Origin of the sequence: Aeromonas sp. R6-1 (assembly GCF_040908165.1) — a bacterium.
GTDB lineage: Bacteria > Pseudomonadota > Gammaproteobacteria > Enterobacterales > Aeromonadaceae > Aeromonas > Aeromonas caviae.
On the sequence record NZ_JBFODF010000003.1, the window covers coordinates 12035 to 37234 of the forward strand.

Annotated in this window: 22 protein-coding genes and 1 tRNA gene; 9 read left to right on the plus strand and 14 right to left on the minus strand. The window is 62.8% G+C overall.

Features of this window, described 5'->3' with window-relative positions:
- Nucleotides 1-210 precede the first annotated feature (210 nt).
- Complete coding sequence (pgeF, locus tag AB5Y68_RS00395; protein WP_039039624.1) at nt 211-948, minus strand: peptidoglycan editing factor PgeF; 738 nt, start codon at nt 946-948, stop codon at nt 211-213.
- Nucleotides 949-1067: 119 nt separating this feature from the next.
- Nucleotides 1068-2048 (minus strand): 23S rRNA pseudouridine(1911/1915/1917) synthase RluD, encoded by a 981-nt coding sequence (rluD, locus tag AB5Y68_RS00400; protein WP_010675991.1) that lies wholly within the window; start codon nt 2046-2048, stop codon nt 1068-1070.
- A 116-nt stretch (nt 2049-2164) separates the two neighbouring features.
- Between rluD and AB5Y68_RS00405 the strand changes: the two genes are divergently transcribed.
- Complete coding sequence (locus tag AB5Y68_RS00405) at nt 2165-2920, plus strand: outer membrane protein assembly factor BamD (RefSeq protein ID WP_039039695.1); 756 nt, start codon at nt 2165-2167, stop codon at nt 2918-2920.
- 72 nt (nt 2921-2992) lie between these two features.
- Here AB5Y68_RS00405 and AB5Y68_RS00410 read toward each other — a convergent pair whose 3' ends face one another.
- From AB5Y68_RS00410 to yqhD, 5 genes are all read right to left on the minus strand, one after another.
- A complete protein-coding gene (locus tag AB5Y68_RS00410; RefSeq protein ID WP_039039696.1) occupies nt 2993-4300 on the minus strand; it encodes a serine dehydratase subunit alpha family protein in 1308 nt (435 codons plus the stop codon).
- A 26-nt stretch (nt 4301-4326) separates the two neighbouring features.
- Nucleotides 4327-4998: a transcriptional regulator gene (locus AB5Y68_RS00415; RefSeq protein WP_039039625.1), complete on the minus strand. Its 672-nt coding sequence runs from the start codon at nt 4996-4998 to the stop codon at nt 4327-4329.
- A gap of 327 nt (nt 4999-5325) precedes the next feature.
- Complete coding sequence (gene pntB / locus AB5Y68_RS00420) at nt 5326-6810, minus strand: Re/Si-specific NAD(P)(+) transhydrogenase subunit beta (RefSeq protein WP_010675995.1); 1485 nt, start codon at nt 6808-6810, stop codon at nt 5326-5328.
- Nucleotides 6811-6821: 11 nt separating this feature from the next.
- Entirely contained in the window at nt 6822-8348 is a 1527-nt protein-coding gene (locus tag AB5Y68_RS00425) for a Re/Si-specific NAD(P)(+) transhydrogenase subunit alpha (protein WP_010675996.1), read from the minus strand.
- A 506-nt stretch (nt 8349-8854) separates the two neighbouring features.
- On the minus strand, nt 8855-10015 hold the full coding sequence (yqhD, locus tag AB5Y68_RS00430) for an alcohol dehydrogenase (protein ID WP_039039626.1): 1161 nt from the start codon (nt 10013-10015) through the stop codon (nt 8855-8857).
- A 118-nt stretch (nt 10016-10133) separates the two neighbouring features.
- Between yqhD and AB5Y68_RS00435 the strand changes: the two genes are divergently transcribed.
- The 3 genes from AB5Y68_RS00435 to AB5Y68_RS00445 are packed head-to-tail and all read left to right on the plus strand — an operon-like array spanning nt 10134 to nt 12020.
- Nucleotides 10134-11057: an AraC family transcriptional regulator gene (locus AB5Y68_RS00435; RefSeq protein ID WP_010675998.1), complete on the plus strand. Its 924-nt coding sequence runs from the start codon at nt 10134-10136 to the stop codon at nt 11055-11057.
- A 1-nt stretch (nt 11058) separates the two neighbouring features.
- Nucleotides 11059-11580 (plus strand): lipocalin family protein, encoded by a 522-nt coding sequence (locus AB5Y68_RS00440; RefSeq protein ID WP_039039627.1) that lies wholly within the window; start codon nt 11059-11061, stop codon nt 11578-11580.
- A complete protein-coding gene (locus tag AB5Y68_RS00445) occupies nt 11577-12020 on the plus strand; it encodes an N-acetyltransferase (RefSeq protein WP_039039628.1) in 444 nt (147 codons plus the stop codon). Before AB5Y68_RS00440 ends, AB5Y68_RS00445 begins: the two co-directional genes overlap by 4 nt.
- Before the next feature lie 128 nt (nt 12021-12148).
- Here the strand turns inward: AB5Y68_RS00445 and AB5Y68_RS00450 are convergent, their stop codons facing one another.
- Nucleotides 12149-14038 carry a methyl-accepting chemotaxis protein gene (locus AB5Y68_RS00450; RefSeq protein ID WP_039039629.1) on the minus strand — a complete coding sequence of 630 codons (1890 nt, stop codon included), beginning with the start codon at nt 14036-14038 and terminating at the stop codon, nt 12149-12151.
- 411 nt (nt 14039-14449) lie between these two features.
- Here AB5Y68_RS00450 and AB5Y68_RS00455 point away from each other — a divergent pair, with 411 nt between their 5' ends.
- Nucleotides 14450-14968: a class IV adenylate cyclase gene (locus AB5Y68_RS00455; protein ID WP_039039630.1), complete on the plus strand. Its 519-nt coding sequence runs from the start codon at nt 14450-14452 to the stop codon at nt 14966-14968.
- A 56-nt stretch (nt 14969-15024) separates the two neighbouring features.
- Here the strand turns inward: AB5Y68_RS00455 and AB5Y68_RS00460 are convergent, their stop codons facing one another.
- Together AB5Y68_RS00460 and AB5Y68_RS00465 are read right to left on the minus strand one after the other, a co-directional pair.
- Complete coding sequence (locus AB5Y68_RS00460; protein ID WP_039039631.1) at nt 15025-16395, minus strand: phosphatidylserine decarboxylase family protein; 1371 nt, start codon at nt 16393-16395, stop codon at nt 15025-15027.
- Between the two features lie 208 nt (nt 16396-16603).
- A tRNA-Trp gene (locus AB5Y68_RS00465) sits at nt 16604-16680 on the minus strand.
- A gap of 202 nt (nt 16681-16882) precedes the next feature.
- Between AB5Y68_RS00465 and AB5Y68_RS00470 the strand changes: the two genes are divergently transcribed.
- From AB5Y68_RS00470 to AB5Y68_RS00485, 4 genes are all read left to right on the plus strand, one after another.
- Nucleotides 16883-17425 carry a hypothetical protein gene (locus AB5Y68_RS00470; RefSeq protein WP_039039632.1) on the plus strand — a complete coding sequence of 181 codons (543 nt, stop codon included), beginning with the start codon at nt 16883-16885 and terminating at the stop codon, nt 17423-17425.
- Nucleotides 17426-17699: 274 nt separating this feature from the next.
- On the plus strand, nt 17700-18620 hold the full coding sequence (gene pyrB / locus AB5Y68_RS00475) for an aspartate carbamoyltransferase (protein ID WP_010676005.1): 921 nt from the start codon (nt 17700-17702) through the stop codon (nt 18618-18620).
- A 16-nt stretch (nt 18621-18636) separates the two neighbouring features.
- Complete coding sequence (gene pyrI, locus AB5Y68_RS00480; protein WP_010676006.1) at nt 18637-19101, plus strand: aspartate carbamoyltransferase regulatory subunit; 465 nt, start codon at nt 18637-18639, stop codon at nt 19099-19101.
- A gap of 218 nt (nt 19102-19319) precedes the next feature.
- The gene (locus AB5Y68_RS00485) at nt 19320-19811 is read left to right on the plus strand and encodes an arginine repressor (RefSeq protein WP_039039633.1); all 492 of its coding nucleotides are present in this window, start codon (nt 19320-19322) and stop codon (nt 19809-19811) included.
- Between the two features lie 154 nt (nt 19812-19965).
- Here AB5Y68_RS00485 and AB5Y68_RS00490 read toward each other — a convergent pair whose 3' ends face one another.
- The 4 genes from AB5Y68_RS00490 to arcA all read right to left on the minus strand — a co-directional run bounded on the left by AB5Y68_RS00490 (nt 19966) and on the right by arcA (nt 24786).
- Nucleotides 19966-21372, minus strand: coding sequence for a YfcC family protein (locus AB5Y68_RS00490; RefSeq protein ID WP_010676008.1), 1407 nt, complete (start codon nt 21370-21372; stop codon nt 19966-19968).
- 121 nt (nt 21373-21493) lie between these two features.
- Nucleotides 21494-22498: an ornithine carbamoyltransferase gene (gene argF / locus AB5Y68_RS00495; RefSeq protein ID WP_010676009.1), complete on the minus strand. Its 1005-nt coding sequence runs from the start codon at nt 22496-22498 to the stop codon at nt 21494-21496.
- A gap of 78 nt (nt 22499-22576) precedes the next feature.
- Complete coding sequence (gene arcC, locus AB5Y68_RS00500; protein ID WP_039039634.1) at nt 22577-23503, minus strand: carbamate kinase; 927 nt, start codon at nt 23501-23503, stop codon at nt 22577-22579.
- Nucleotides 23504-23565: 62 nt separating this feature from the next.
- Complete coding sequence (gene arcA, locus AB5Y68_RS00505; protein WP_010676011.1) at nt 23566-24786, minus strand: arginine deiminase; 1221 nt, start codon at nt 24784-24786, stop codon at nt 23566-23568.
- Nucleotides 24787-25200 lie beyond the last annotated feature (414 nt).

Genomic DNA, 25200 nt, shown 5'->3' on the forward strand with positions numbered 1-25200 from the left:
CAACATCGCTTTCTGACAAGGAAGATGTGGTCTTGAAGGGCAATTTCAAGGGGTGGCTGTTTATTTTTTCCTCAATAGCGGTGACCGGGGGAAAACGACCTCGCAATGGCAGCCTGCCCCCTGAGCCTGCTCGGCAGCAAGACATGGTCGCGGAGGGCCATCACCAGAGAGTGAGGAGGCGCTTGTGGCAACGCGCCAGCGCCTCTTCGGCTATTTTTCCAGCCACACGAGGGAGGCCATGCGACCCGTCTGCCCGTCGCGGCGATAGGAGTAGAAGCGCTCGCTGTCGTTGAAGGTGCAGTATTCGCCGCCATAGATGGCGGTGACGCCGGCGCGGGCGAGGCGCAGTCGGGCCAGCTGGTAGATATCCGCCAGCCATTTCCCTTCGTTGAGGGATGGCACGAATGCAGTCGCCGCCTCGGCCTGCTCCGCCATGAAGGCCTCACGCACCTCGCCACCCACTTCGAACGCGGCGGGACCGATGGCCGGGCCCAGCCAGGCCAGGATCTCGCCAGGCTCGCAGCCCATGGCGGCGATGCTTGCCTCCAATACGCCCCCCTGCAGTCCGCGCCAGCCGGCATGGGCCGCCGCCACTACGGTGCCTGCCCGATCGCAGAACAGCACCGGCAGGCAGTCGGCAGTCATCACGATGCAGGCCTGCCCCGCCTCATGAGCACAGGCGGCATCGGCATCCGGTGCGCGCTCATAACGGTCGCTCACCGGATGGACGGCGATGCCATGTACCTGGTTGAGCCAGTTGAGAGTGTCGGGGATCCCCGCCACCTGCTGCAGTCGGGCGCGGTTGGCCTCGACCCTGGCCGGTGCATCGCCCACATGGGCCCCGAGGTTCAGGCCGGCAAAAACCCCTTCGCTGATGCCGCCGTCCCGGGTGGTCGAGAGAGCCCTGACATTGCCCGGCGCGGGCCAGTCGGGTGTGATCCAGTTCATCTGTGGCTCCTTTCGTTCATATGAAAACGGGGCCCCTTGGCTGCAACCAGTCAAGGGGCCCCGCATCAGATCATGGAGGGCAGGTTACGGCAGGAATCGTCGCAAGGCCGCCCTCGGGATCAGTTCCAGACCAGATCGTCCGGATTGGCCAGGGTATCCGCCCGCAGCACTTCCATCAGCGCCACCATGTCCTGCGGCGTGGGGGAGTGCCACTCCATCACTTCACCCGTGATGGGGTGCGCCAGCTTCAGCATGGTGGCGTGCAGCGCCTGACGGTGGAAACCGCGCAGGGCCTCGGTCAGTTCGGGGGTGGCGTTGCGCAGCAGACGCAGACGGCCACCGTAGGCGGGATCCCCCACCAGCGGATGCTTGATGTGGGCCATGTGGACACGGATCTGGTGGGTACGGCCGGTTTCCAGGCGCAACCGCAGACGGGTGTGACCACGGAACTTCTCGTGCACCCGGTAGTGGGTGACGGACTCGCGCCCGTTGGGCACCACAGCCATGTGGGTACGCTGGGTCGGGTGACGACCGATGGGGGCATCGACGGTGCCGCCGGCGGTCATGTGACCGATGGCAATCGCCTCGTACTCACGGGTGATCTGGCGTGCCTGCAGGGCTTCCACCAGGTGGGTCTGGGCGGGAATGGTCTTGGCGACCACCATCAACCCCGTGGTGTCTTTGTCCAGACGGTGCACGATACCGGCACGGGGGACCTCGGCGATGCCGGGGTAGCGGTGCAGCAGGGCGTTGAGCACGGTGCCGTCCGGCGTACCGGCGCCCGGGTGAACCACCAGGCCGGCCGGCTTGTCGATCACCAGGATGTGTTCATCTTCATAGACAATGTTCAGCTCGATGTTCTGGGCATCCCAGCGGGTGTCGTCTGCCAGTTCCACATTCACATGTACCTGCTGCCCGGCCACCACTTTCTCGCGCGGGGTATTGGCAACCTGACCGTCCAGGGTCACTCTGTCCTGTAAAATCCACTCCTTGATGCGGGTCCGGGAGTAGTCGGGAAACAATTCGGCCAGGGCCTGGTCTAGTCGTTGCCCGAATTGGTGATCCTGAAATTCGCCTGTCAGTTCAATATGCTGGCTCATGTATGGTCTCTTGAGCGGGGGTATCAATTCGAAATAATCCGGGTATTCTAGCTTTTCTTTTAGCCAAGCATAACGGATACTTTGCCAATTTCGTGGAAATGGACCGGATGTTGTTGATGGGAAAGAAGTCTCACCTGCTGATGTCGCTCGCCTTGGTCGCTACCCTGATCACTGGCTGTTCCAGCACCAAACCCAAGGTTCCCGACGAACCGCCGGAAGTTCTGTACCAGAAAGCCCGCATCAAACTGGATACCGGCAACTACCTCAATGCCATCGAACTGCTGGAAGCGCTGGACTCTCGTTACCCGTTCGGTGCCTACTCCAACCAGGTTCAGCTCGATCTCATCTATGCCTACTACAAGCAGGATGATACCGCCCAGGCGATCGCCAACATCGACCGTTTCATCCGCCTGAACCCGGCGCACAAGAACATCGATTACGTCTTCTATATGCGCGGCCTGACCAACATGGCGGCGGATTACAACTTCTTCCAGGATTTCCTCGGCATCAATCGGGATGACAAGGACCCCTCCTACGCCCGTCAGGCCTTCCAGGACTTCAAGACCCTGCTGCAGAACTACCCCAACAGCAGCTATGCAGCCGATGCCCGTGCCCGCATGATCGGCCTGAAGAACCGTCTTGCCCGCTATGACCTAGGGGTAGCCGAGTACTACGTCAAGCGTGACGCCCTGATCGCCGCCGCCAACCGCGCCAAGCTGATCGTCGAGACCTATCCCGACACGGTGGAAACCGAGAAGGCACTGGAAATCATGGTCAACGCCTATGACACCCTGAAGATGCCGACCCTGGCCCAGCATGCCCGCGAAGTGTTGGCCAAGAACTACCCGGACAACCGTCTCGGTCGCGGCTGAGTAGCGAACGGACAATGAAAAACCGGAGCCACTGGCTCCGGTTTTTTTATGGCCGACGGCGGCACTCCGGGGTCACTGGTGCTTACCCTGCTGCTTGGCCCGCATGATGTTGATGATCTCGATGTCGGTATCCAGCATCCCCTCCCTGGAGAGGCGACCCAGGTTGGCGATGGTCTGATCCACATCGTCCGAGACGATCCCCTCGCTCTGGGGCACGCGCAGGTTGTTGATGGCCATCAGCGAGGATTTCACCGCCGCCGAGGTGGAGGTGGAGACCTTCATGGAGCAGGCGCTGCCGGCGCCGTCGCAGATGATGCCGGAAACATCCCCAATCATGTTGTTGATGCAGTGGCTGATCTGCTCGAACTGGCCCCCCAGCAGCCAGGTGATGGCGGCCCCCGATCCCATGGCGGCGGTACTGGCTGCACACAGGGCGGAGAGCTTGTTCTGGTAGGCCTTGATGTAGATGGCCACCAGATGGCTCATCACCAGGGCACGGGCCAGCTGCTCGTCATCGGCCTTGAGGAAGCGGGCGGCGGCGACCACCGGCATGGTGGCGGCAATGCCCTGGTTGCCGGAACCGGAGTTGGACATGGCGGGCAGCATGGCGCCATCCATCCGCGCATCGGAGGCGGCAGACGACAGGCGCATGGCCAGGGTCATCAGGTCGTCGGAAAGCAGCTTGCGCTCCACCTGATCGGTGAGGATCTTGCCGATGCGCAGGCCATAGCCCTGCAGCCCTTCGTCCGCCAGCGCCTGGTTCATGGTGGCCGCCTCGCGGATGAAGTCGATCTCGACCAGCGGCACCTCCAGTGCGAAGGCCACGATCTCCTTCAGGGTCATGGCGGGCTTGTCGGCCTTGGCTGGCTGGATCTGCACCCCGGGGGCGCTGTCCTGCACCATCAGCACCTCGCCATCCTTCTCCATCAGCACGATGCGGGTGTGGTCGGTACAGATCACCACCCGGGCGCTGTGCCCCTCCACTTCGGCCAGCACCTCGGCGTAGAGCACGTCGGGCACATCCTTCACATCCACCTCTATGGTGGGCAGCAGCCCCTTGGCCGCCTCGACCTGATCCGGCGTGAGGCTCTTGAGCACCTCCAGCCCGGCATCCGGGTTGCCACCGGTGATGCCCACTGCGGCAGCCACCGGCAGGCCGATCATGCCGGTGCCGGGCACGCCGACCCCCATGCCGTTCTTGAACAGATTGCCGCTGACCCAGACGCGGGTGCGGGTCGGTACCTGCCCCAGCAGCTTGCGGCAGTTGGCCGCCGCCAGGGCGACCGACATGGGCTCGGTGCAGCCGAGGGCCGGCACCACTTCACGCTTGAGCAGGGTAATAAAGTCGGTCCATTGTGCGTTCATTGCGATGTGTCTCATGTTCATGGCGCCCGCGTGCGGGCTCGTCATTGTTGTTCGGCCAGTTCCGCCTTGTGATTGCGGATATGCAGGTAAACGGTATGGCGGGAGATGCCGAGCAGCTCGGCCACCAGTTGGGCGGCATCCTTGATCTCGAAGATGCCCATGTCGTAGAGCCGGTGCACGATCGCCTTGTTGCGCACGCTGCTGCCCAGCCCGGGATCCCTGTCCACCTTGGCGATCACCTGCGCCACCAGATCATCCACCGAGCTGGCGAAGGTCTCGGTGCCGTGGGCAGGGGGCACTGCGGGCGGGGCAAAGGTGTCGAGCAGGCTGCCAAGGGGCGTGTCCAGGCTGAAATTCACGCACAGCATACCGATGGGTTTGCCCTCGCGGTTGCTGATGGTGATGGACGAGGACTTCAGCAGGGTGCCCTCCCGGGTGCGGGAGAAATAACTGCTCCACTGGCTGCCGGCGGCACTGTGCAACTTGTCGAGCGCAAAATCGGTGACCGGCGCTCCCTCCTGGCGGCCGGTGATGTGGCCGTTGGCAATCTTGATGACGGAGGCGTGCAGACTGTCAAAGGCGTGCAGCACCACCTCGCAGCCCGGGCCAAACAGGGCGGACAGCGCCGCCACCGCAGGCTCGAAGCTGGCAATCAGATGGCGCTCTTCATCGGTCAGTGTGCTGGCGTCGCGCAAGGGAGCTACCTCGGTCATGGGGTCATCCGGTCAACGTTGGGTAAGGATATTCGAAGCGGACTCAAATAAAATTGAGCAAATCCGCTTTTTGCGCGGGCATTATGCCCGACTGGTGAGACAACACCACAAAATGTGAGCAAAATCACGACTGAAATGACAAAAAGGCCTCATGAGAGGCCTTCAAGGTGGTTTTTTGGTGCTTTTGCTCAACTTTAATTGAGCCAGGGCTCGCCAGTCAGTCCAGACAGGCAGGCACCACCGTCTGTCTGTTCCCTGCCACGGTCATCCACTCTGGTCATAAAAAAAGGGGGCCGAAGCCCCCTTTTTGTCTCATCCGGTCAACGCTTACAGCGCCTTCAGGATGGCCTCGACGCTGGCCTTGGCATCGCCAAACAGCATCTGGGTGTTCTCCTTGAAGAACAGCGGGTTCTGGACACCGGCGTAGCCAGTGTTCATGGAGCGCTTGAAGCCGATGACATTCTGCGCCTTCCACACTTCCAGCACCGGCATGCCGGCGATGGGGCTGCCCGGATCTTCCATGGCGGCCGGGTTGACGGTGTCGTTGGCACCGATCACCAGCACCACGTCGGTGTCGGCGAAGTCATCGTTGATCTCGTCCATTTCCAGCACGATGTCATAGGGGACTTTCGCTTCCGCCAGCAGCACGTTCATGTGACCAGGCAGACGACCGGCCACCGGGTGGATGCCGAAGCGCACCTTGACGCCGCGATCACGCAGCTTCTGGGTGATCTCGGCCACCGGGTACTGGGCCTGCGCCACCGCCATGCCGTAGCCTGGGGTGATGATGACGGAGCTGGCGTTCTTCAGCATGTCGGCCACGTCTTCGGCGTTGGTCTCGCGGTATTCGCCCAGCTCCTGCTCGGCGGTGGAGGCCACGCCGTCGGAGCCAAAGCCTCCTGCGATCACGGAGATGAAGGAGCGGTTCATCGCCTTGCACATGATGTAGGAGAGGATGGCACCGGAGGAACCCACCAGGGCACCGGTGACGATCAGCAGGTCATTGGAGAGCATGAAGCCCGCCGCCGCCGCCGCCCAACCGGAGTAGGAGTTCAGCATGGAGACCACCACCGGCATGTCCGCACCACCGATGGAGGCGACCAGGTGCCAGCCGAAGGCGAAGGCGATCAGGGTCATCACCAGCAGGGCGAAGGTGGAGCCACCGGCGTTGACGAAGTGGATCATCAGCGCGATGGAGACCACCACGGCCAGCAGGTTCAGCTTGTGGCGGTGCGGCAGCATCAGCGGCTTGGAAGAGATGAGGCCACGCAGCTTGCCGAACGCCACCACGGAACCGGTGAAGGTCACGGCACCGATGAAGACGCCCAGGAACACTTCCACCAGGTGGATGTTCAGCATGGCGCCGGAGAGGTGCTCGACCTGGGCGACGCTTGCCGCCTGCTCGAACGCCGCCCGGGCGGCTGCCAGGGTCGCATCCAGGTTGGAGCCGACGGAGACCACCACTTCAGCGGGGGCGGAGGGGTGCAGATCGATGAAGCTGTTGAAGCCCACCAGCACCGCTGCCATGCCCACGAAGCTGTGCAGCACGGCCACCAGCTCGGGCATCTCGGTCATCTCGACCTTGAGGGCCAGCCGCACGCCGATGGCGCCACCGATGGCCATGGCCAGGATGATCCAGTGGACGCCACTGGTTTCCGGGTTGAACACGGTCGCGAGCAGGGCGATGGCCATCCCCGCGATACCGAACAGGTTGCCATGCTTGGCCGTTTCTTGCTTCGACAGTCCCGCGAGACTGAGGATGAAGAGCACGGCGGCAACGATATAGGATGCTGTTACCAGTCCTTGAGACACGTTAAACCCCCTTAATCCTTACGGAACATCTTCAGCATGCGCTGAGTGACGGTGAAGCCACCGAAGATGTTGATACTGGCAATCAGCACGGCGACAAAGGCCAGCACGGTGACCAGGGTCGACCCTTGTCCAATCTGCAACAGCGCACCGACCACGATGATGCCGGAGATGGCATTGGTGACCGACATCAGCGGCGTGTGCAGGGCGTGAGAGACGTTCCACACCACGTAGTAACCGACCACGCAGGCCAGGATGAAGACGGTGAAGTGGGAGAGGAAGGCGGCAGGCGCTACGGCGGCCACCCAACCGAAGGCGGCGATGCCGAGGGCACCGAACACGAACTTCTTGTTGGAGGGCTTGGCCTCTTCCTTCTTGGCGGCCGGTTTGGCGGCAGCGGGTTTCTGCGGGGCGGCAGAGACGGAGATGGCGGGGGGCGGGAAGGTCACTTCACCGGCCTGGACCACCGTCATGTTGCGCTGCACCACGTCTTCGAAGTCGATGGCGACGTTGCCGTCCTTCTCCTTGCACATCAGCTTCATCAGGTTCACCAGGTTGGTGCCGTAGAGCTGGGAGGATTGGGCAGGCAGGCGGCCCGGCAGATCGGTGTAACCGATCACCTTGACGCCGTTGTCGGTGACATGCAGTTCACCCGGTACCGTGTATTCGCAGTTGCCGCCGGCCTGGGCCGCCATGTCCACGATGACGGAGCCCGGCTTCATGCTGTCCACCATTTCCTTGGTGATGAGCTTGGGTGCCGGCTTGCCCGGGATCAGGGCGGTAGTGATGATGATGTCCACTTCCTTGGCCTGCTGGGCGAACAGCTCCATCTCGGCCTTGATGAACTCTTCGCTCATCACCTTGGCGTAACCGTCGCTGGATGCGCCATCTTCGCCGCCGAAGTCCAGCTTGAGGAATTCCCCACCCATGGACTCGATCTGCTCGGCCACTTCCAGACGGGTATCGAAGGCACGCACGATGGCACCGAGGGAACCGGCGGTCCCGATGGCGGCCAGACCGGCCACACCAGCACCGATGACCAGCACCTTGGCGGGCGGTACTTTACCGGCGGCGGTGATCTGGCCGGTGAAGAAGCGACCGAACTGGTGCGCGGCTTCCACGACGGCGCGATAGCCACCGATGTTGGCCATGGAAGAGAGGGCGTCGAGGGACTGGGCACGGGAGATCCGCGGCACCATGTCCATCGCCATCACATTGATGTTGCGCTCGGAAAGCTTCTTGACCAGCTCGGGGTTCTGGGCGGGCCAGATGAAGCTCACCAGGGTGGCACCATCCTTAATTTGTGCGATTTCGGCCTCGGTCGGCGCGTTGACCTTGAAGACAAGGTCGGCTTGCCAGACGTTCGGTACCACGCTGGCACCGGCAGCCTCGAAGGCGGCATCATCGAAGCTGGCTCGCAGGCCGGCACCGGCCTCGATGGCAACCTCGAAGCCGAGCTTTTTCAGCTGCTCGACAGTGGCCGGGGTCGCTGCGACCCGGGTCTCACCGGCGAGACTCTCTCTCGGTATTCCAATCTGCATGACTATTCCCTGATGGTTAATAAACAATCATCGCCAAGTCTCTCATGTCTGAGGGGACAAGGCATGATCAAAGTGCAGGTCACGGGCCCTTTGTTATGAAAATCAGCAGGCTTCACCTCGACCTCCTGTCACGGTCAGGCCCCCGCTTTTCAGGCGCGAGGGTGATTAGTATCAAATTTTGGAGTTTTATTACAACCACGGCCCCGGTCGGGCGGGTACAGAATTCAGCCCATCCCGGACCATGATTAAAAAAAACAAACCAAATTAGGGGCTTATACCAGCAAAAAGCGCTAAAAAAAGTGATCCAACCAGTCAAAAAAAATGTTTAACCCGGCCTCTACCTTAGCGTTTTTTGTTCTTACGAAATCTGCCGTTGGCTCATCTGATGAGATGAAAAGGGAAAAAGTAACCATTTTGCAACGATCAGGGGGCCGCGTCCCCGCCTGCTGGCGGGTTCGGGCCCCCTGGTGCAACCGGGCCTGCGGCCCGTTTCAGGCGCGCTCTGCTTACCAGGCCGCCTCATAAATATGCCGGCTCTGGGCCAGGTCGATGTCGCCGTGCTCACCCAGGGCGGTCATGCCGTGCTCTTCGAGCTTGGCCAGCAGGGCGTCGATCCGGGCGTCGGCCACGTAATCCCGCAGCCGGGTCTTGATCCCCATCCGCTCGAAGAAGTCGCGGGTGGCGGCGATGGCCCCGTCGATACGCTCCTCGTCACTGCCGCTGCGCAGATCCCAGACCCGCTCGGCGTATTGCAGCAGCTTGGCGCGCTTCTGCTCGCGCTTGGCCTGCAGCAGGGCGGGCAGCACCACCGCCAGGGTCTGGGCGTGGTCCAGACCGTGCAGGGCGGTGATCTCGTGGCCCAGCATGTGGGTGGCCCAGTCCTGGGGCACGCCGGCTCCGATCAGGCCGTTCAGTGCCAGGGTGGCGCTCCACATGATGTTGGCACGCACGTCGTAGTTTTCCGGCTCCACCAGCGCCTTGGGCCCCTCTTCCGCCAGGGTCAGCAGCAGCCCTTCTGCAAAGCGATCCTGCACCTTGGCATCCACCGGGTAGGTGAGGTACTGCTCCAGGGTGTGGATGAAGGCATCCACCACCCCATTGGCCACCTGACGGGCGGGCAGGGTGTAGGTGAGCACGGGGTCGAGCACGGCGAAGCGCGGCATCACGAAGGGCGAGAAGAAGTGCTGCTTGTCCCCTGTGCTCTTGCGGGTGATGACGGCGCCCATGTTCATCTCGGAACCGGTGGCCGGCAGGGTCAGCACGCTGCCCAGGGGAATGGCGGAGGCCACCTCGCCCCCGACGGTCTCGAGGATGTGCCAGGGATCCCTGGCCGGATCGTAGTGAGCGGCCGCGGCGATGAACTTGGAGCCGTCCAGCACGGAGCCGCCGCCCACTGCCAGCAGGAAGTCGACCTTCTCGGCGCGGGCCAACTCGACCGCGCCCATCAGGGTCTCGTAGGTGGGGTTGGGCTCGATGCCGCCAAATTCAAACAGGGTCAGGCCGGCCAGCTCGCGGCGGATCTGGTCCAGCAGACCGCTGCGCACCACGCTGCCACCGCCGTAGGTGACGAGGATGCGGGCGTCGCTGGGGATCTGGCCGCGCAGCTGGGCCACCTGGCCCTTGCCGAACAGTACCTTGGTGGGGGTGTGCAGGATGAAGTTGTTCATGGGATCTCCCGGGGTGGTCGTAGTCGGTAAGGTATGGGTTGCATTTTTCTCTTATAACCTCCTACCATCAAGGGAGCTTTCTGCCGATTTCTTGCCTATTTCTACTGAGCCTGGATAAATGAGTACAAATCAGCCCATCGCGGCGACCCACCAGTCCGCCCTCGCCAGCCGGCTCGCCGCCCTGGCACCCCACCCGGGGATCACCGCCGCCCCCGTGCCCGGCGTGCACCTCATCTACACCACGGAGCATCACGACCGCATCCCGGTGCTCTACCGCCCGCGCATGATCATCATCCTGCAGGGGCACAAGGTGGGCTATCTCTCGGACTTCACCTTCCGCTACGACCCCGAGCACTACCTGATGATGACCCTGCCGCTGCCCTGCGAGTGCGAGTGCTTCGCCTCCCCCGAATCCCCTCTGGTGGGGCTCTCGGTGGAGATCGACGTGGCGGCGCTGCAGGCCCTGCTGCTGGAGATGGGGGACGCGGCCCCCGCCCCGGCGGAGCCGGGTCGCGGCGTCGTCTCCGTGCCCCTCTCCGAGACCATGCTCTGCGCGGTGGAGCGCCTCATCGACGTGATGGACAAACCGCTCCACGCCCGGGTGCTGGGGCCCCAGATCGTGCGCGAGATCCTGTTCCACGCCCTGCACGAAGGGGGTGCCCCCGCCCTGCTGGCCATGGCCAGCCGTCACAGCCAGGTGAGCCAGATAGCCCGGGTGCTGCGTATCATGGAGCAGCGCTTTACCGAGAACCTGACGGTGGAGGAGCTGGCCCGGGAGGCGAACATGAGCGTCTCGGCCTTCCACCACCACTTCAAGGCGGCCACCGCCACCTCGCCCCTGCAGTACATCAAGACCCTGCGCCTGCACCGGGCGCGGCTGATGATGCTGCACGACGGCCTCAAGGCCGGGGTGGCGGCGGACAAGGTAGGCTACGAGAGCGGCTCCCAGTTCAGTCGCGAATACAAACGCTTCTTTGGCAACACCCCGAGCGAACACGCGGCACGCTTCCGCTCGGGACAACTGCGTATCGTGGAGGGATGACATGCGCACACTGATCCTGCTCGTTCTGACCCTGCTGGCCACCGCCTGCACCGGCATTCCACCGGGACACCAGGTGGTCAAGCCCTTCCAGCTCGACCGCTACCTGGGCACCTGGTACGAGGTGGCTCGCCTCGATCACGGTTTCGAGCGCGGCCTGAACCGGGTCACCGCCACCTACAGCCTGCGGGATGACGGCGGTGTCAGGGTGATCAACCGGGGGCAGGACGAACAGGGGGAGTGGCGCGAGGCCGAGGGGCGCGCCTACTTCGTGGGCGACAGCGACGAGGGGCGCCTCAAGGTGAGCTTCTTCGGCCCCTTCTACGGCAGCTACAACGTGCTGGCGACGGACTATGACCTCTCCCTGGTGAGCAGTTACAACCTCCAGTACCTCTGGATCCTCTCCCGCACGCCCCATCCCCCCAAAGAGAAGGTAGAGGCCCTGGTCGAGCGGGCCCGGGGGCTCGGCTTTGCCACCGACCGGCTGATCTGGGTCAGCCAGGATCCGGCGGGGAACGCCCCATGAGGATCTTCCAGGCCACCCCCGGTGACATTCCCCGGGTCACCCCCCTGTTCGTGGAATACCGGGCGTTCTACCGGCTGCCTGCCCGGCCCGAGGCTGCCGAAGCCTTCCTGCTGGAGCGCTGCACCGCCGGGGAGTCGGTGCTCTTCGTGGCCCAGAGCGAGGCGGGAGTGGTGCTGGGATTTGCCCACCTCTATCCCCTGTTCTGCTCCCTCGCCCTGAAGCCCGTCTGGCTGCTGTACGATCTGTTCGTGGCGCCGGCGGCCCGCCAGCAGGGGGTGGCCCAGGCGCTGCTGGCGCGGGCCGATCGCCACGGCCAGGAGACGGGCGCCGCCTTCCTGATGCTGAGCACCGCCACCGACAACCGACAGGCTCAGGCCCTCTACGAAGGGCACGGCTACCAGCGGGACAACGAGTTCTACAGCTACATCAAGCCCCTCTGAGCCTCTGCCTGCGCCCGTTGCAGGGCCAGGACCCGGCATTATTCAGCGGGTGCATGACGAATTAATATCCATACACAGGATGAATAAAGGCGACCCCGGGGTCGCCTTTGTCACATCCGGGTCGCAGCCTAGAGCCGGAAGCGCCCGATCTCCTGCTCTAGCCGCTCGGTGAGAGACTTGAGCTGGGCCGCCTGGGCGGCCTCTTCGCCGGCCTGGGCCGCCAGCGCCTGGGAGACGTGGCGGATATTCTCTGTGTTGCGGCTGATCTCGCCGGTCACCGAGGTTTGCTCCTCGGCCGCCGCCGCTATCTGGGTCGCCATGTCGCTGATGGCGCCGATGGCTTCGTTGATCCTGCCCAGGCTGAGATTCGCCGCTTCGGCGTCCTCCACGCTGGTGCCCGCCAGCTGGCGACTGGTCTCCATGCCGCCCACCGCCTTGCGGGTGGTCTGCTGCAGCGCCTCGATCATCTGCTGGATCTCGGCGGTGGAGTCGTGAGTGCGGCGCGACAGCACCCGCACCTCGTCCGCCACCACAGCAAAGCCGCGCCCCTGCTCCCCGGCCCGAGCCGCCTCGATGGCGGCGTTCAGGGCCAGCAGATTGGTCTGCTCGGCGATGCCGCTGATGGTGGCCAGAATGCCGCTGATCTGCTGGGCGTGGCCATCCAGCTCGTGGATGGTCTGGCTGGCGTCGGTGACCTCCCCCGCCAGCCCCGTGATGCTGCGCTGGCTCTGGCCGACCTGGGACTGGCCGGCCACCGCGAGGCGCACCGCATCGCCGGCGGTGTTGGCGGCAAACTCGGCGTTGCCGGCGATCTCCTGGGTGGCGGAGGCCATCTCGGTCACTGCGGTCGCTACCATGACGATCTCGTCCTGCTGCTGGCGCACCCGCTGGCTGCGGGCCTCGGCCCCCGCCGCCTGGGTGCGGGACTGGGCCGCCAGCTCGACGGTGACGTCCCGCAACCGGCTGACAATGCCGTGCAGTCGCGCCACGAACTGGTTGAAGTTCTGGGCCAGCTGCCCCACCTCATCCTGGCTGCGGGTGGCGATCTGCACCGTGAGATCCCCCTCCCCGTGGGCAATGTCGGCGAGCGCCCTGGAGACCCGTCCCAGATCCGCGAACAGGTAGTTGAACATGGCGATGAGCAGGGCACCGAACACCAGCAGCAGCACCAGGGTCAGCCCCACCAGTTGCCACAGCAGGGAGGCGAGCGGCGCCTCCAGCACCTCCTTGTACATCACCATGGCGAGCAGCCAGTCGGTGCCGGGCACGCCCTGCACCGAGAGCAGCACCTCGCGCCCGTTCAGGTTGGCGCCGTGCAGTTCGCCGTCGCGGCTCCACGCATCCAGCGCCGCCCCGGTGAGGCCGGGATCCAGCTCCGCCACCTGCTTGAGCGCCAGCTCCTTGTTCGGGTGGCCGACGATGAGGCCGGTGCGATCGAGCAGCATGGCGTAGCCCTCCCCCTGCACCTTCATGGCCAGCACCTCGTCGATGAGGGCGTCAAGGGAGAGATCCGCCCCGGCCACCCCGATCACCCGGCCCTGGTGGCTCACCGGCTCGGCCAGGGTCACCACCATCTGCTGCATGGTCACGCTGACATAGGGCGGCGTGACGATGAGCTTGCCCGCCTTGTCGGCGTTCTGGTACCAGGGGCGGGCCCTGGGGTCATAGTTGGCGGTGTTGAGGGCGGGATCGTGGCGGGTCATCTCCCCCTGCGCCGAACCAAAATAGGTGAGGCCGAAACCGCCGGAGGTGCGGGTCTGCAACAGGTGGGGCACCAGGGCCGTGTCGGGGTCGCGCGCAATGACGGCGGCCAGGGCGTCGACCGCGTGCTTGCGATCCTCCAGCCAGTTGCCGATGGCCACCGAGTGGGCGTGGCCGTAGTTGACCGCCTCGCTCTGGATGGCGTCAAGGGTGCGGGATTTGAGGGTGTGGAAGGCGACAATACCGAGCAGGGCTGCCATCAGCAGCACTACCCCCAGGCTGGCCGCGAGCAGCTTGCCGCGCAACGAGAGAGTCATGACAACGAATCCTTGTGGTAGCCGGGGGCCGGGAATACCCCCATCTTGGTAGTTCTATCGGCACAATGATGAACGGTCTTTAGTGAATCCTGATATTTTTTCATCTATCAACAACAGAACACACTACCAGCAACAGACTGCTCACTATTCCATGCTGACACCCGCAGGCACCACAAGGCCGCCCTAAGGCGGCCATGAGGTCATATCGCGGATGACGGGCAGGCACCGGCAGAGCAGGCCAGCACCCGCTGACCTGTCTCTTGAGGGCGGCTTCAGGCGTCTGCAAAGAGGGTTGGCGGGCAGGGTTGAGCATCCATCAGGAACCGAGTTGGTGCTCCCCCTGTTGCCCCCCTCTCGGCAACGTGGGCTGTGCTAGATTGGGTATCCCGTTTTCAAGGAGAACCCGCTGCCATGCCACGAAATATCGAGATCAAAGCCCGCATAGCCGGGGTCGATGACCTTATCCCCAGAGCCGCGGCCATCGCCGACAAGGGCCCCGTCGACATCGCCCAGGACGATACCTTCTTTCGCTGTGAATCGGGCCGCTTCAAATTGCGGACGCTCTCCCCGTCGGCAGGCCAGCTCATCTTCTACCGCAGGCCTGATCAACAGGGTCCGAAGGAGAGCTACTACCACATCACGCCAACGAACGAGCCGGACAAGCTGCGGGAAACGCTCACCCTGGCTTGCGGCCAGATTGGCAGAGTGCGAAAACAGCGGACCCTGTTTCTGGTGGGCAGAACCCGGATCCATCTCGACCGGGTTGAAGGGCTGGGTCACTTCCTCGAACTGGAAGTGGTGCTGGAAGATGACGAGCCGCTCGAGGTGGGGATGCAGGAAGCTCACGACATCATGGCGCGTCTCGGTATCGAACCCTCCCGGTTGATCGAAGGCGCCTATCTGGATCTCCTGCTGCAACGACAACCCTGAGGGATTCGCAACAACAAGGCCGCCTCAAGGGCGGCCTTTACTGTCCGGCGGCTGGGTTATTTGACCCGCGCCAGCGCCGTGTTGATCCTCGGGTTGGTCGCCTCCAGCCCCGGCTGCTGGCCGTAGAAGTCGAACGCCAGCTCGACACCGGGGCGAAACAGCAGGCAGTGGGTGGAGCCGCCGAAGTGGAACATGCCGAGCTGCTCCCCCTTCGCGATCCGCTGCCCCGGCTGCACCGTCACCTCGCAGCTCGACACCTCGGCCATGCCCACCGGCACCACGCACATCAGGCCGATTTTGGGGTTGTCCGCCTCGATGAAGATGAGTGCCCGGGTCGCCACCGCGGTGAGGAAGGGCTGGGACTGGTTCGGGGCGCTGGGGTCGGGCCCCGCCGGGCTGTCGAAACCCTGGTGGCGGTTGGCCAGGTAGTAGCTGCCGTTGACCACCTTGACCGAGCGCACCGTGCCGCTCACCGGGCTGTGCCAGCGGTGATAGCTGAGGGCGCTGAGGAAGGCCTGATAGAGGGTGCCCCCCTCGAACGCGGCGGCGCGCGGGTCGAAGTCCAGCAGGTTGTCCAGGGAATAGGGCTGCCCCTTGAGCCAGAAGGCGTCCTGCCGTCTTACCCCGGTCACCACCTGCAGCGGGGCCGACTCGCAGGCGTTGGCGATCACGCTGTCATCGTCCGGGGCCGTCACCGGCCGCACGCCGGGGCAGAAGCGGCGGGTGAAGAAGTCGTCCCAGCTGGCGAAGCCCTCGTATTCCTCTCCCTGCGCGGTGTGGAAGATCCCCTCGAAGCGCTCTGGGGTGGGGTTGTCGCCGGCCCCGAGCGCCCCCTGCGCCACCTTGACCATCTCCCGTTTCGCCACGTCACCCAGCCAGGGGACGATCAGGGTCTGGCGATCCAGGGGGCTCACCGACTCGGTCAGCACATAACGGAACGCGGGACTTTGCAGGAAGTCGGCCCAGTAACCGAGGATCTTGCGCAATTGCTGGTTCACCAGCGCATTGGCGAAAAAGTCGTACCCGGCGGCCGTCGCCATGGGCCAGTTGAGCAGGGCATTGATGGGGAATCCGATCAGCCCGGCGGGCTCCTGGGTCTGCACATCCTGATAGGCTTCCGGGGCCGTGGTCATGATGCCGTTGAGCAGCTGCAGGAACTCATCGAAGCTGCGCACCTGGACCTGACCGAGCGGCGTGCTGTGCTCGTGCTGCCACGCCTCGTCAAACATCCCCTGGGCCTGCTGATGCAGGAGAGGATCCTGCTCCACCAGCGCCTTCAATCCGGCGATCGGGGCCACCAGCGGGCGAGGCTGGCGGGTGACCGCCTGACGCAGCCGCTGTACCCAGCGCGCCACATGGGCCTGATCCCGGGGGACCCAGCCACCGGCATGGGCATGGGGGTGACGCGTATCCACTGCCTTGTTCATCGCTCTCTCCTTGTTGAAGCGCCTTGGGCCCGCCGGATGCGATGCGCCTGAGGGCGCCATCTGGCAGGAAGCAAGGTGTAGCACAGGGGAAAAGCGGCCTCCATTGGCAGAAATGGCAGCGGCGAAGCGGGGAAAAGAGGCTAACGGAGGCGGTGGCAAACGCCGGAAATGCGAAAGGCCAGCTCAATGAGCTGGCCTTTCTGAAAAATGGCAGGGGCGGCAGGACTCGAACCCGCAACCATCGGTTTTGGAGACCGCTGTTCTACCAATTGGAACTACGCCCCTGCAACAAACGAGGCGTAGTATACAAAGCGGAGGTCAAAGGTAAAGGCTTTTTTTCTCACTTTCGATGCGATCGAACAAATGACGAGCAGATCCCCGCAATTCCAACAAGGAGCGGGGGTAAGCTGCTGTATTTGCAGCCCCGACGGGGTAGGAATGGGACACAAATGGGGGTAGGGTGAAACCAGGCTCAGGGAGGCTGCCCATGCTCAATTACCGACTGCTGCAACAGCTTGCGCCCCTCAACTTCCGGGATGAGCGCAAGACGGAGACCCTGGCCGACTATCTGGACAGAGTCTCTCCCCTGGTGCCCTCCATTCCCTCCAATGTGCTCGCCCAGTGGATTTACCGTCATTGGCGCGGTTTTGAATCCAACTGGAGCTTTATCGATCTCGCCAGCCACCAGTTTGAGTGCGAGCACTGGCCCACCGCGCAGATTATCGAGCAGATAGACTCCCGCCACATGGAGGTGATCGATCGCTGGGGCGAGATGCTGCGCAGCAACCGCTACGTGCGCCGCTCCTGGCTCGGCGATGACATGCTGCGCCGGGGCACCTGGTCCGAGCCTGTCATCGTCCTCGCCACCGCCCCGGGAACCTGCTACCCGGACGGTCACCCCCTGCCCCATCCCTACTGCCTGCTGGAGGGGCACCACAGGCTCGGCTACCTGCGCAGCATGGCCGCCGATGGCGCCCCCTTGCAGGCGCAGCACGCACTCTGGATTTGTCGACCAGTTCGCGACACTTAAACGTTTTTCTGGCCAAATCCTGCCTCTGAAATAAATTTTTGACAATTCAAAAACCAGCCCTATAATCGGTGCGGTTTTGAAAAAGGTCGGGACAGGACAATGCCGTTTTTGATGAAAAAAGCAGCCTTGCAGACGGGTGGAGCGCACCAGAGCGGCCCCGTTGTTTCCGGTTCCCGTCCCACAGATCCCCCGTTTTTTTTGAAAAGAGCCCCTGTTTCAGGGGCTTTTTTTTGTGCCGGAAAAACCTTCATTGATGCCAAAGGGAATGCAGACGATGACCAATCCACTCTATAACAAACACGTCATCTCCATCTCGGATCTGACCCGGTCCGACATGGAACTGGTGGTCGCCACCGCACAGCGGTTGAAGGCCGAACCCGACAGCCGCCTGCTGAAAGACAAGCTGGTCGCCAGTTGCTTCTTCGAAGCCTCCACCCGCACCCGTCTCTCCTTCGAGACCGCGGTCCAGCGCCTGGGCGGCAACATCATCGGCTTCGCTGACGGCGGCAACACCAGCGCCAAGAAGGGCGAGACTCTGGCCGACTCCATCAAGATCATCAGCTCCTACACCGATGCGGTGGTGATGCGCCACCCGAAGGAAGGGGCAGCCCGTCTGGCCTCCGAGTTCTCCCGGGTGCCGGTCATCAACGGCGGTGACGGCTCCAACCAGCATCCCACCCAGACCCTGCTCGACCTCTTCTCCATCCACGAGACCCAAGGCAAGCTGGACGGCCTCAACGTCGCCTTCGTCGGTGACCTGAAGTACGGCCGCACCGTCCACTCCCTGGCCCAGGCCCTGAGCCTGTTCAACTGCCGCTTCTTCTTCATCTCCCCGGAAGCCCTGGCCATGCCGGACTACCTCTGCGAGGAGCTGGAAGAGAAAGGCATCCGCTTCAGCGTGCACGAGACCATGGAAGAGGTGATGCCGGAGCTCGACATCCTCTACATGACCCGCGTCCAGAAGGAGCGCTTCGACGAGACCGAGTACAAGCACATGGCCGCCAAGTTCGTGCTGGAGCTGGCGACCCTGGAAGGGGCCAAGCCCACCATGAAGATCCTCCATCCCCTGCCCCGGGTTGACGAGATCGAGGTCGCCGTCGACAAGACCCCCCACGCCTACTACTTCCAGCAGGCGGAGAACGGGGTCTATGCCCGCCAGGCACTGCTGGCACTGGTACTGAACGAAACCGTCTAAGGGAAAGGGGAACATCATGTCCGAGAAGAACCAACTGCAAGTCGAAGCCATCCGCCACGGCTCCGTCATCGACCACGTCCCCGCCGGCCAGGGCATCAAGATCCTCAAGCTGTTCCAGCTGATCGAGACCCAGGAGCGGATCACCGTCGGCTTCAACCTCAAATCCGGCGCCCTCGGCAAGAAGGATCTCATCAAGATCGAGAACACCCGTCTGACCGAGCAGCAGGCCAACCAGCTCGCCCTGTTCGCCCCCAAGGCGACCGTCAACATCATCGAAGACTTCGTGGTGGTGAAGAAGCACCAACTGGCGCTGCCGGAGTTCATCGAAGGGGTCTTCCACTGCCCCAACTCCAACTGCATCTCCCACAACGAACCGGTGGAGAGCTACTTCCGGGTGCGCGAGGTGAAAGGGGCGGTGCGGATGAAGTGCAAATACTGCGAGAAGTCCTTCACCCAGGACATCGTCAGCGAACGCTACTGATTTCCTGCCGACAAAGGATATCCATGTGGGCCCCATCGGGCCCATTTTTGAACCCTGTCACATCACTTATTCCCCCTTTGGTTATAATTTGCCATCCCGTAATGGATATACCTCGCTCATCCCCTGCTTGAGTGCTCCTCATTAGTGTTTTTCGCTATGAAAAGCCGGAACGACAGACTGGGCGAGACCGCCATCGCTCATCGCCAAAGGAAGTCGCCATGGTCAACACCCTCAGCCGCCCAGCAGAACCAGAGTCCGACCTGGCCCAGCTCGACGCCTGCCGCCAGATCATCGGCCAGCACTGTTACAGCACCCAGGAGGAGATCCGCCGCGAGCTCTCCGCCCGCGGTTTTGCGGACATCAGCCAGTCCACCATCTCCCGCCTGCTGCGCCGTCTCGGGGTCGCCAAGGCCCAGAACGCCAACGGCAAGAAGGTCTACACCCTGGTGGACGAGCAGCTGGAGCCCGCCGGCAGCACCCGCTCCATCCACGACATGGTGCGCGCCGTGGTCCACAACCAGCAGATGGTGCTGGTGCATACCACCCCGGGGGCCGCTACCGTGGTGGCTCGCCTGCTGGATCGCAACGCCAATCCCGAGATCCTGGGGGCCGTGGCCGGCAACGACGTGGTACTGATCGCCCCGCGCCACATCAGCCGAACCCGCCAGGCTCACGCCGCCGTGGTGCGCACCCTGGAAAACGCCCGCTGACCCCTGCTGGATGCCAGAAGGCGACCCTGGGGTCGCCTTTTTGTTGCCCGCGCGGCAAGGAGTCAGGCCACGGGAGAGGCCGGGCGCCCCGCCTTGCCTGCCATCAAAAACGGGAGCCCCAGGCTCCCGTTGTTGTCCCTATCTCTGTCGGCATTCATGCCAGCACGGCGCCCAGGCTCAGGCAGAGCACGATCAGCACGGTCAGCATGCCGAGCAGCGGGGCCACCCACTTCAGCCAGCGCACATAGGGCACCTTGGCAATGGCCAGCCCCCCCATGACCACGGCGGAGGTCGGGGTCACCAGGTTCACCAGGCCGGAGGCGGACTGGTAGGCGGTGACCACCAGCTCGCGACCCACGTTGGCGAAGTCGGCAAGCGGCGCCATGATCGGCATGGTCAGCACCGCCAGACCGGAGGAAGAGGGCACCAGGAAGGAGAGCACCACTTCCAGCACGAACATCACGTTGATGAAGACGATGGTGGAGAGGCCGGTCACTATCCCCTCTGCACTGTGCAAAATGGTGTGGGTGATCATGCCGTTGTCCATCACCACCACGATACCGCGGGCGATACCGATGATGAGGGCCACGCCGAGCAGGTCACGAGCACCGTCGATGAAGTTGGAGGTCAGCTCCTCCTCGCTCATGCGGGAGATGACGCCGACGATGATGGCGGCAGCCAGGAACACGCCGGAGATCTGCGCCATCCACCAGCCCAGCACGGCCACCCCGTAGATCATCACGGCAAAGGCGGCGACGAAGATACCCAGCACGATCTTGCGGGTGGTGGTGAACTCCAGCATCTGGTCGCTCTTGTTGCCGAGGAAGTGGGCACGGTTCTCTTCCCACTTGTCGGCCACCAGGGATTTGCTGGGGTCGCTTCGCACCATCTTGGCGTAACGCATCACATAGGCCACGCAGATCAGCCAGCCGGCCACCAGCATGGCGACCCGCAACCAGATGCCGTCGGTGAAGGAGATGCCGGCCGCGTTGGCGGCGATCACGGTGGCGAACGGGTTGATGGTGGAGCCCAGGGTACCGATACCGGCCCCCAGCAGCACGGTCGCGGCAGCGACCACGGGGTCGAAGCGGGCGGCCATCATTACCGGCACCAGCAGGGTGTAGAATGGCAGGGACTCTTCCGCCATGCCGTAGATGGTACCCCCTGCGGCGAACAGCGCCATCAGGATGGGGATCATCCACTCTTCACGGCCACGCAGGCGATCGGTGACGCGCTCGATGCCGGCATCGATGGCACCTGTCTTGGTCACGATGCCAAGGAAGCCACCGATGATCAGGATGAAGAGGGAGACGTCGATGGCGCCAGCCTCGTAGGTGTCGTGGTTGTAGAGACCGTCGATGGGTGCCAGCAGCACGTCGACGATCCCCTGGGGATTGGCATCCACCAGTTTGTAGGTACCGGCCACCGGCACTTCCTTGCCGAGGGCCTCGTTCATGGTCATCTCGTATTTGCCGGCCGGCACTATCCAGCTCAGGGCGGCCACCAGGGCGATCAGCACAAACAGTATCGTGTAGGCTGACGGGAACTTGAATTTGGTCATGGTCCAGCTTCCTTCTGTGGGTGTGGTATCCATGCAGGCTGCGGGTCGTAGGGTTGGAGGTATTATGCCGCTGTCACATGGTTGAAAAGCCGGGGGTCACCCCCCGGCACCACTGACGACGTCAGTCGCCCAGCGTAGCCACCATCACTGCCTTGATGGTGTGCATCCGGTTTTCCGCCTCGTCGAACACGATGCTGTGCTCGGATTCGAACACGTCCTCGGTCACTTCCAGGCCCTTCATGCCATATTTGTCGGCTACTTCCTTGCCCATGGTGGTCTCGTCGTTGTGGAACGCCGGCAGGCAGTGCATGAACTTTACATCCGGGTTCTTGGTCGCGTTGATGACGTCCATGTTGACCTGATACGGGGTCATCAGTTTCACCCGTTGATCCCAGGCTTCCTTCGCTTCACCCATGGAGACCCAGACGTCGGTGTAGAGGAAGTCGGCACCCAGCACACCCTCTTTCACGTCTTCGGTCAGGTGGATGCGCGCACCGGTCTCTTCGGCGATGAGGCGGCAGGTGGCAACCAGCTCCTCTTCCGGCCAGAAGGCTTTCGGCGCCACCAGACGGATGTCCATGCCCATCTTGGCGGCACCCACCATCAGGGAGTTGCCCATGTTGTTGCGGGCGTCACCCAGGTAGGCGAACTTGATCTGATCCAGACGTTTGCCCTTGCCGTGCTCCAGCATGGTCATGAAGTCCGCCAGGATCTGGGTCGGGTGGAATTCGTTGGTCAGGCCGTTCCAGACCGGCACACCGGCGTGGGCCCCCAGCTCTTCGACGATCTCCTGGCCGTAGCCGCGGTATTCGATGCCGTCATACATGCGGCCCAGCACCCGGGCGGTGTCCTTCATGGACTCCTTGTGACCGATTTGGGAACCGCTCGGGCCGAGGTAGGAGACCTGGGCGCCCTGGTCGAAGGCTGCCACTTCAAACGCACAGCGGGTGCGGGTGGAGGTCTTCTCGAAGATCAGGGCAATGTTCTTGCCGACCAGATGCTTGCGCTCATAGCCACCGTATTTGGCTTTCTTCAGGTCGATGGCCAGATCGATCATGTATTGGATTTCGCGCGGGGTGAAGTCCAGCAGTTTCAGGAAGTTACGGTTACGCAGATTAAAAGCCATGATGAGTTCTCTCTATATTTGTTCAGACCAATTTGGCAGTGTCATTGACTACGCAGTTGTTCAGACCAGAGCCTTGGCTCAGGCATTGACGGTATTGGTGGCGACGATGTTGGTGCCGGCTTCCCCCTTGAGGATGGCGAGGCCATCTTCCAGGGAGCCGATGCCGACCATGCCGCCGGTCGCCTTGACGAATTCGCAGGAGGCTTCGACCTTGGGCCCCATGGAGCCGGCGTCGAACTTGACCCCGGCCAGCTCGTCCGGGCTGGTGACCCGCAGCGGACGCTGGGTCGGCTTGCCCCAATCCAGATACACTGCATCGGCGTCGGTCAGGATCAGCAGGGCGTCGGCCTTGATCTGCTTGGCCAGGTAGGCGGCAGACATGTCCTTGTCGATGACGGCCTCGATGCCGGTCAGGCTCTGGCCATCCCAGGTCACCGGGATACCACCACCACCGGTACAGATGATGAGGTGACCCTGGGCAATCAGGGTTTCGATGGCGTCGCCTTCGACGATGCGCTGGGGCAGCGGGGACGGCACCACACGGCGGAAGAACTTGCCGTCGGCCTTGACCACCCAGTGCTTCTCGGCAGCCAGGGTGCGGGCTTCCGCCTCTTCGTAGACGGGGCCGATAAACTTGGTCGGGTTGGCAAACGCCGGATCCTGGGGATCAACCTGCACCTGGGTCAGCAGCGCGGTGACGTTGCGGCTCGGCATCAGGTTCTTCAACTCCTGGATCAGCATGTAGCCGATCATGCCCTGGGACTCGGCACCCAGCACATCCAGGGGATAGGGGGAGACCTTGGTGTAGGCGCTGTTCTGCAGGGCCAGCAGGCCGACTTGCGGGCCGTTGCCGTGCACCAGCACCACGTTGTAATCCTCGGCGATGCGGGCGATGGTCTTGGCGGCGGTGGCGATGTTCTTGCGCTGGATGTCGGCTTCCAGAGGTTCACCGCGGCGGAGCAGGGCATTGCCCCCCAGGGCGACGACGACAGTTGGTTTTTTCATGGGTGTTACTCTCGAGTTCGGGTGTGTGTGGCGCCAGCCTCTGCCGGCGCCACGCCGTCTTGTCAGATGCCGTCACGTTCCATCGGGCAGCTCATGCAGCGGGCGCCGCCGCGGCCACGTCCCAGCTCTTCACCCGGGATGGGCAGCACAGTGATGCCGGCCTTGTCGTACTTCTCGTTGGTGTAGGTGTTGCGCTCGTAACCCACCACCACGCCGGGGCGCACGGTCAGCACGTTGTTGGCGTCGTTCCACTGCTCCCGCTCGGCCTCGAAGCTGTCGCCGCCGGTGGTGATGAGCCTGAGCTGATCCACCCCCAGCGCCTTCTCGATGGCGGTCACGAAGTAACCCTCTTCCTTGATGTTCATCCCGGTGGCACCGCCCGGGGTCAGGCTCCAGCAGTTCACATCCTTACGGATGACTTCCGGATAGACGGAGAAGGTGTCGACATCCATGTGGGTCATGACGGTGTCGAGGTGCATGCAGCTACGGTGTTTCGGCAGCTCCATGGCGATGACCTGCTTGGCCTGACCGTGCTTGAACAGGCTGCGGGCCAGATGCTCCACCCCTTGCGGCGTGGTGCGCTCGGACATGCCGATGAGCACGGCGCCACGGCCGATGACCAGAACGTCGCCCCCTTCGATGGTGGAGTTGTCGTAGTCGCGCTCCTCGTCACCGAAGTACTTGATGAACTCCTGACCGGCAAACTGCGGGTGCCAGCGGTAGATGGCCTTCACGTGGTTGGTCTCGCGACGACGGGCGGCCTTGGCCATGGGGTTGATGGAGACGCCGCCATAGACCCAGCAGGAGGTGTCGCGGGTGAAGAGGTGGTTGGGCAGCGGTTCGATGATGAAATCGGTCGGGGCATGCATGCCGACCACCATGTTGACGCCGCTGTAGGGCATCTCGGAGTAGGTGAGGCCGCCGGAGAGGATGCGGGCCAGCTCGCGGTGAGGCATGTCCGCCAGGAAGCAGCGCACGTCGTTGGCCAGGGCAGTGCCGAGGCGATAGTCGGAGACCTGGTGTTGCAGCAGCCAGGCTTTGGCTTCCGGCACGTCCAGGGTTTCCGCCAGCAGATTGGTCAGGAGGAAGACTTCGACATTCTGATCGCGCAGTACCTGAGCGAATTTGTCGTGCTCCTGACCGGCACGTTCCACGGACAGGACGTCGTCAAACAGCAGATCCTGGCAGTTGGAAGGGGTCAGACGCTTCAGACTGAGGTTGGGGCGGTGCAACATGACACGGCGCAACTGGCCAACTTCAGAACCTACATAAAATTTGCTCATGATGATATTCCGTCTAGCAGTGGTCCCTGCGAGTGATTGAATAGATTCCTTCTATTCAGGCTCGTGGCTAAGGCGGGATATTCTTTATGTAGGGTACTCGGCTTGTGTTCTATCCTGCCCTTGCCTTTCGACGCAGAGATTAGGTCTGGCAACTCCACCAAACTTGGACATTGATCACATTCACCCGAGACTGCATAAATTCAGAAGTTAATTTATGATGGAGTTTACATATCTGACATTTCCCTCACCCTCCATCCGGCATAAATACGCAATAAGGCCCCAATATATTCCACAAAGAACGCAATTCCATTCACCCATGATATCCAAAAATGGATAGCCACCAATAAAAAACATCAAATAAATCATTATATTAAAATCAAAACGCTCATTTTTTGAATAAACTTCACCCACCTT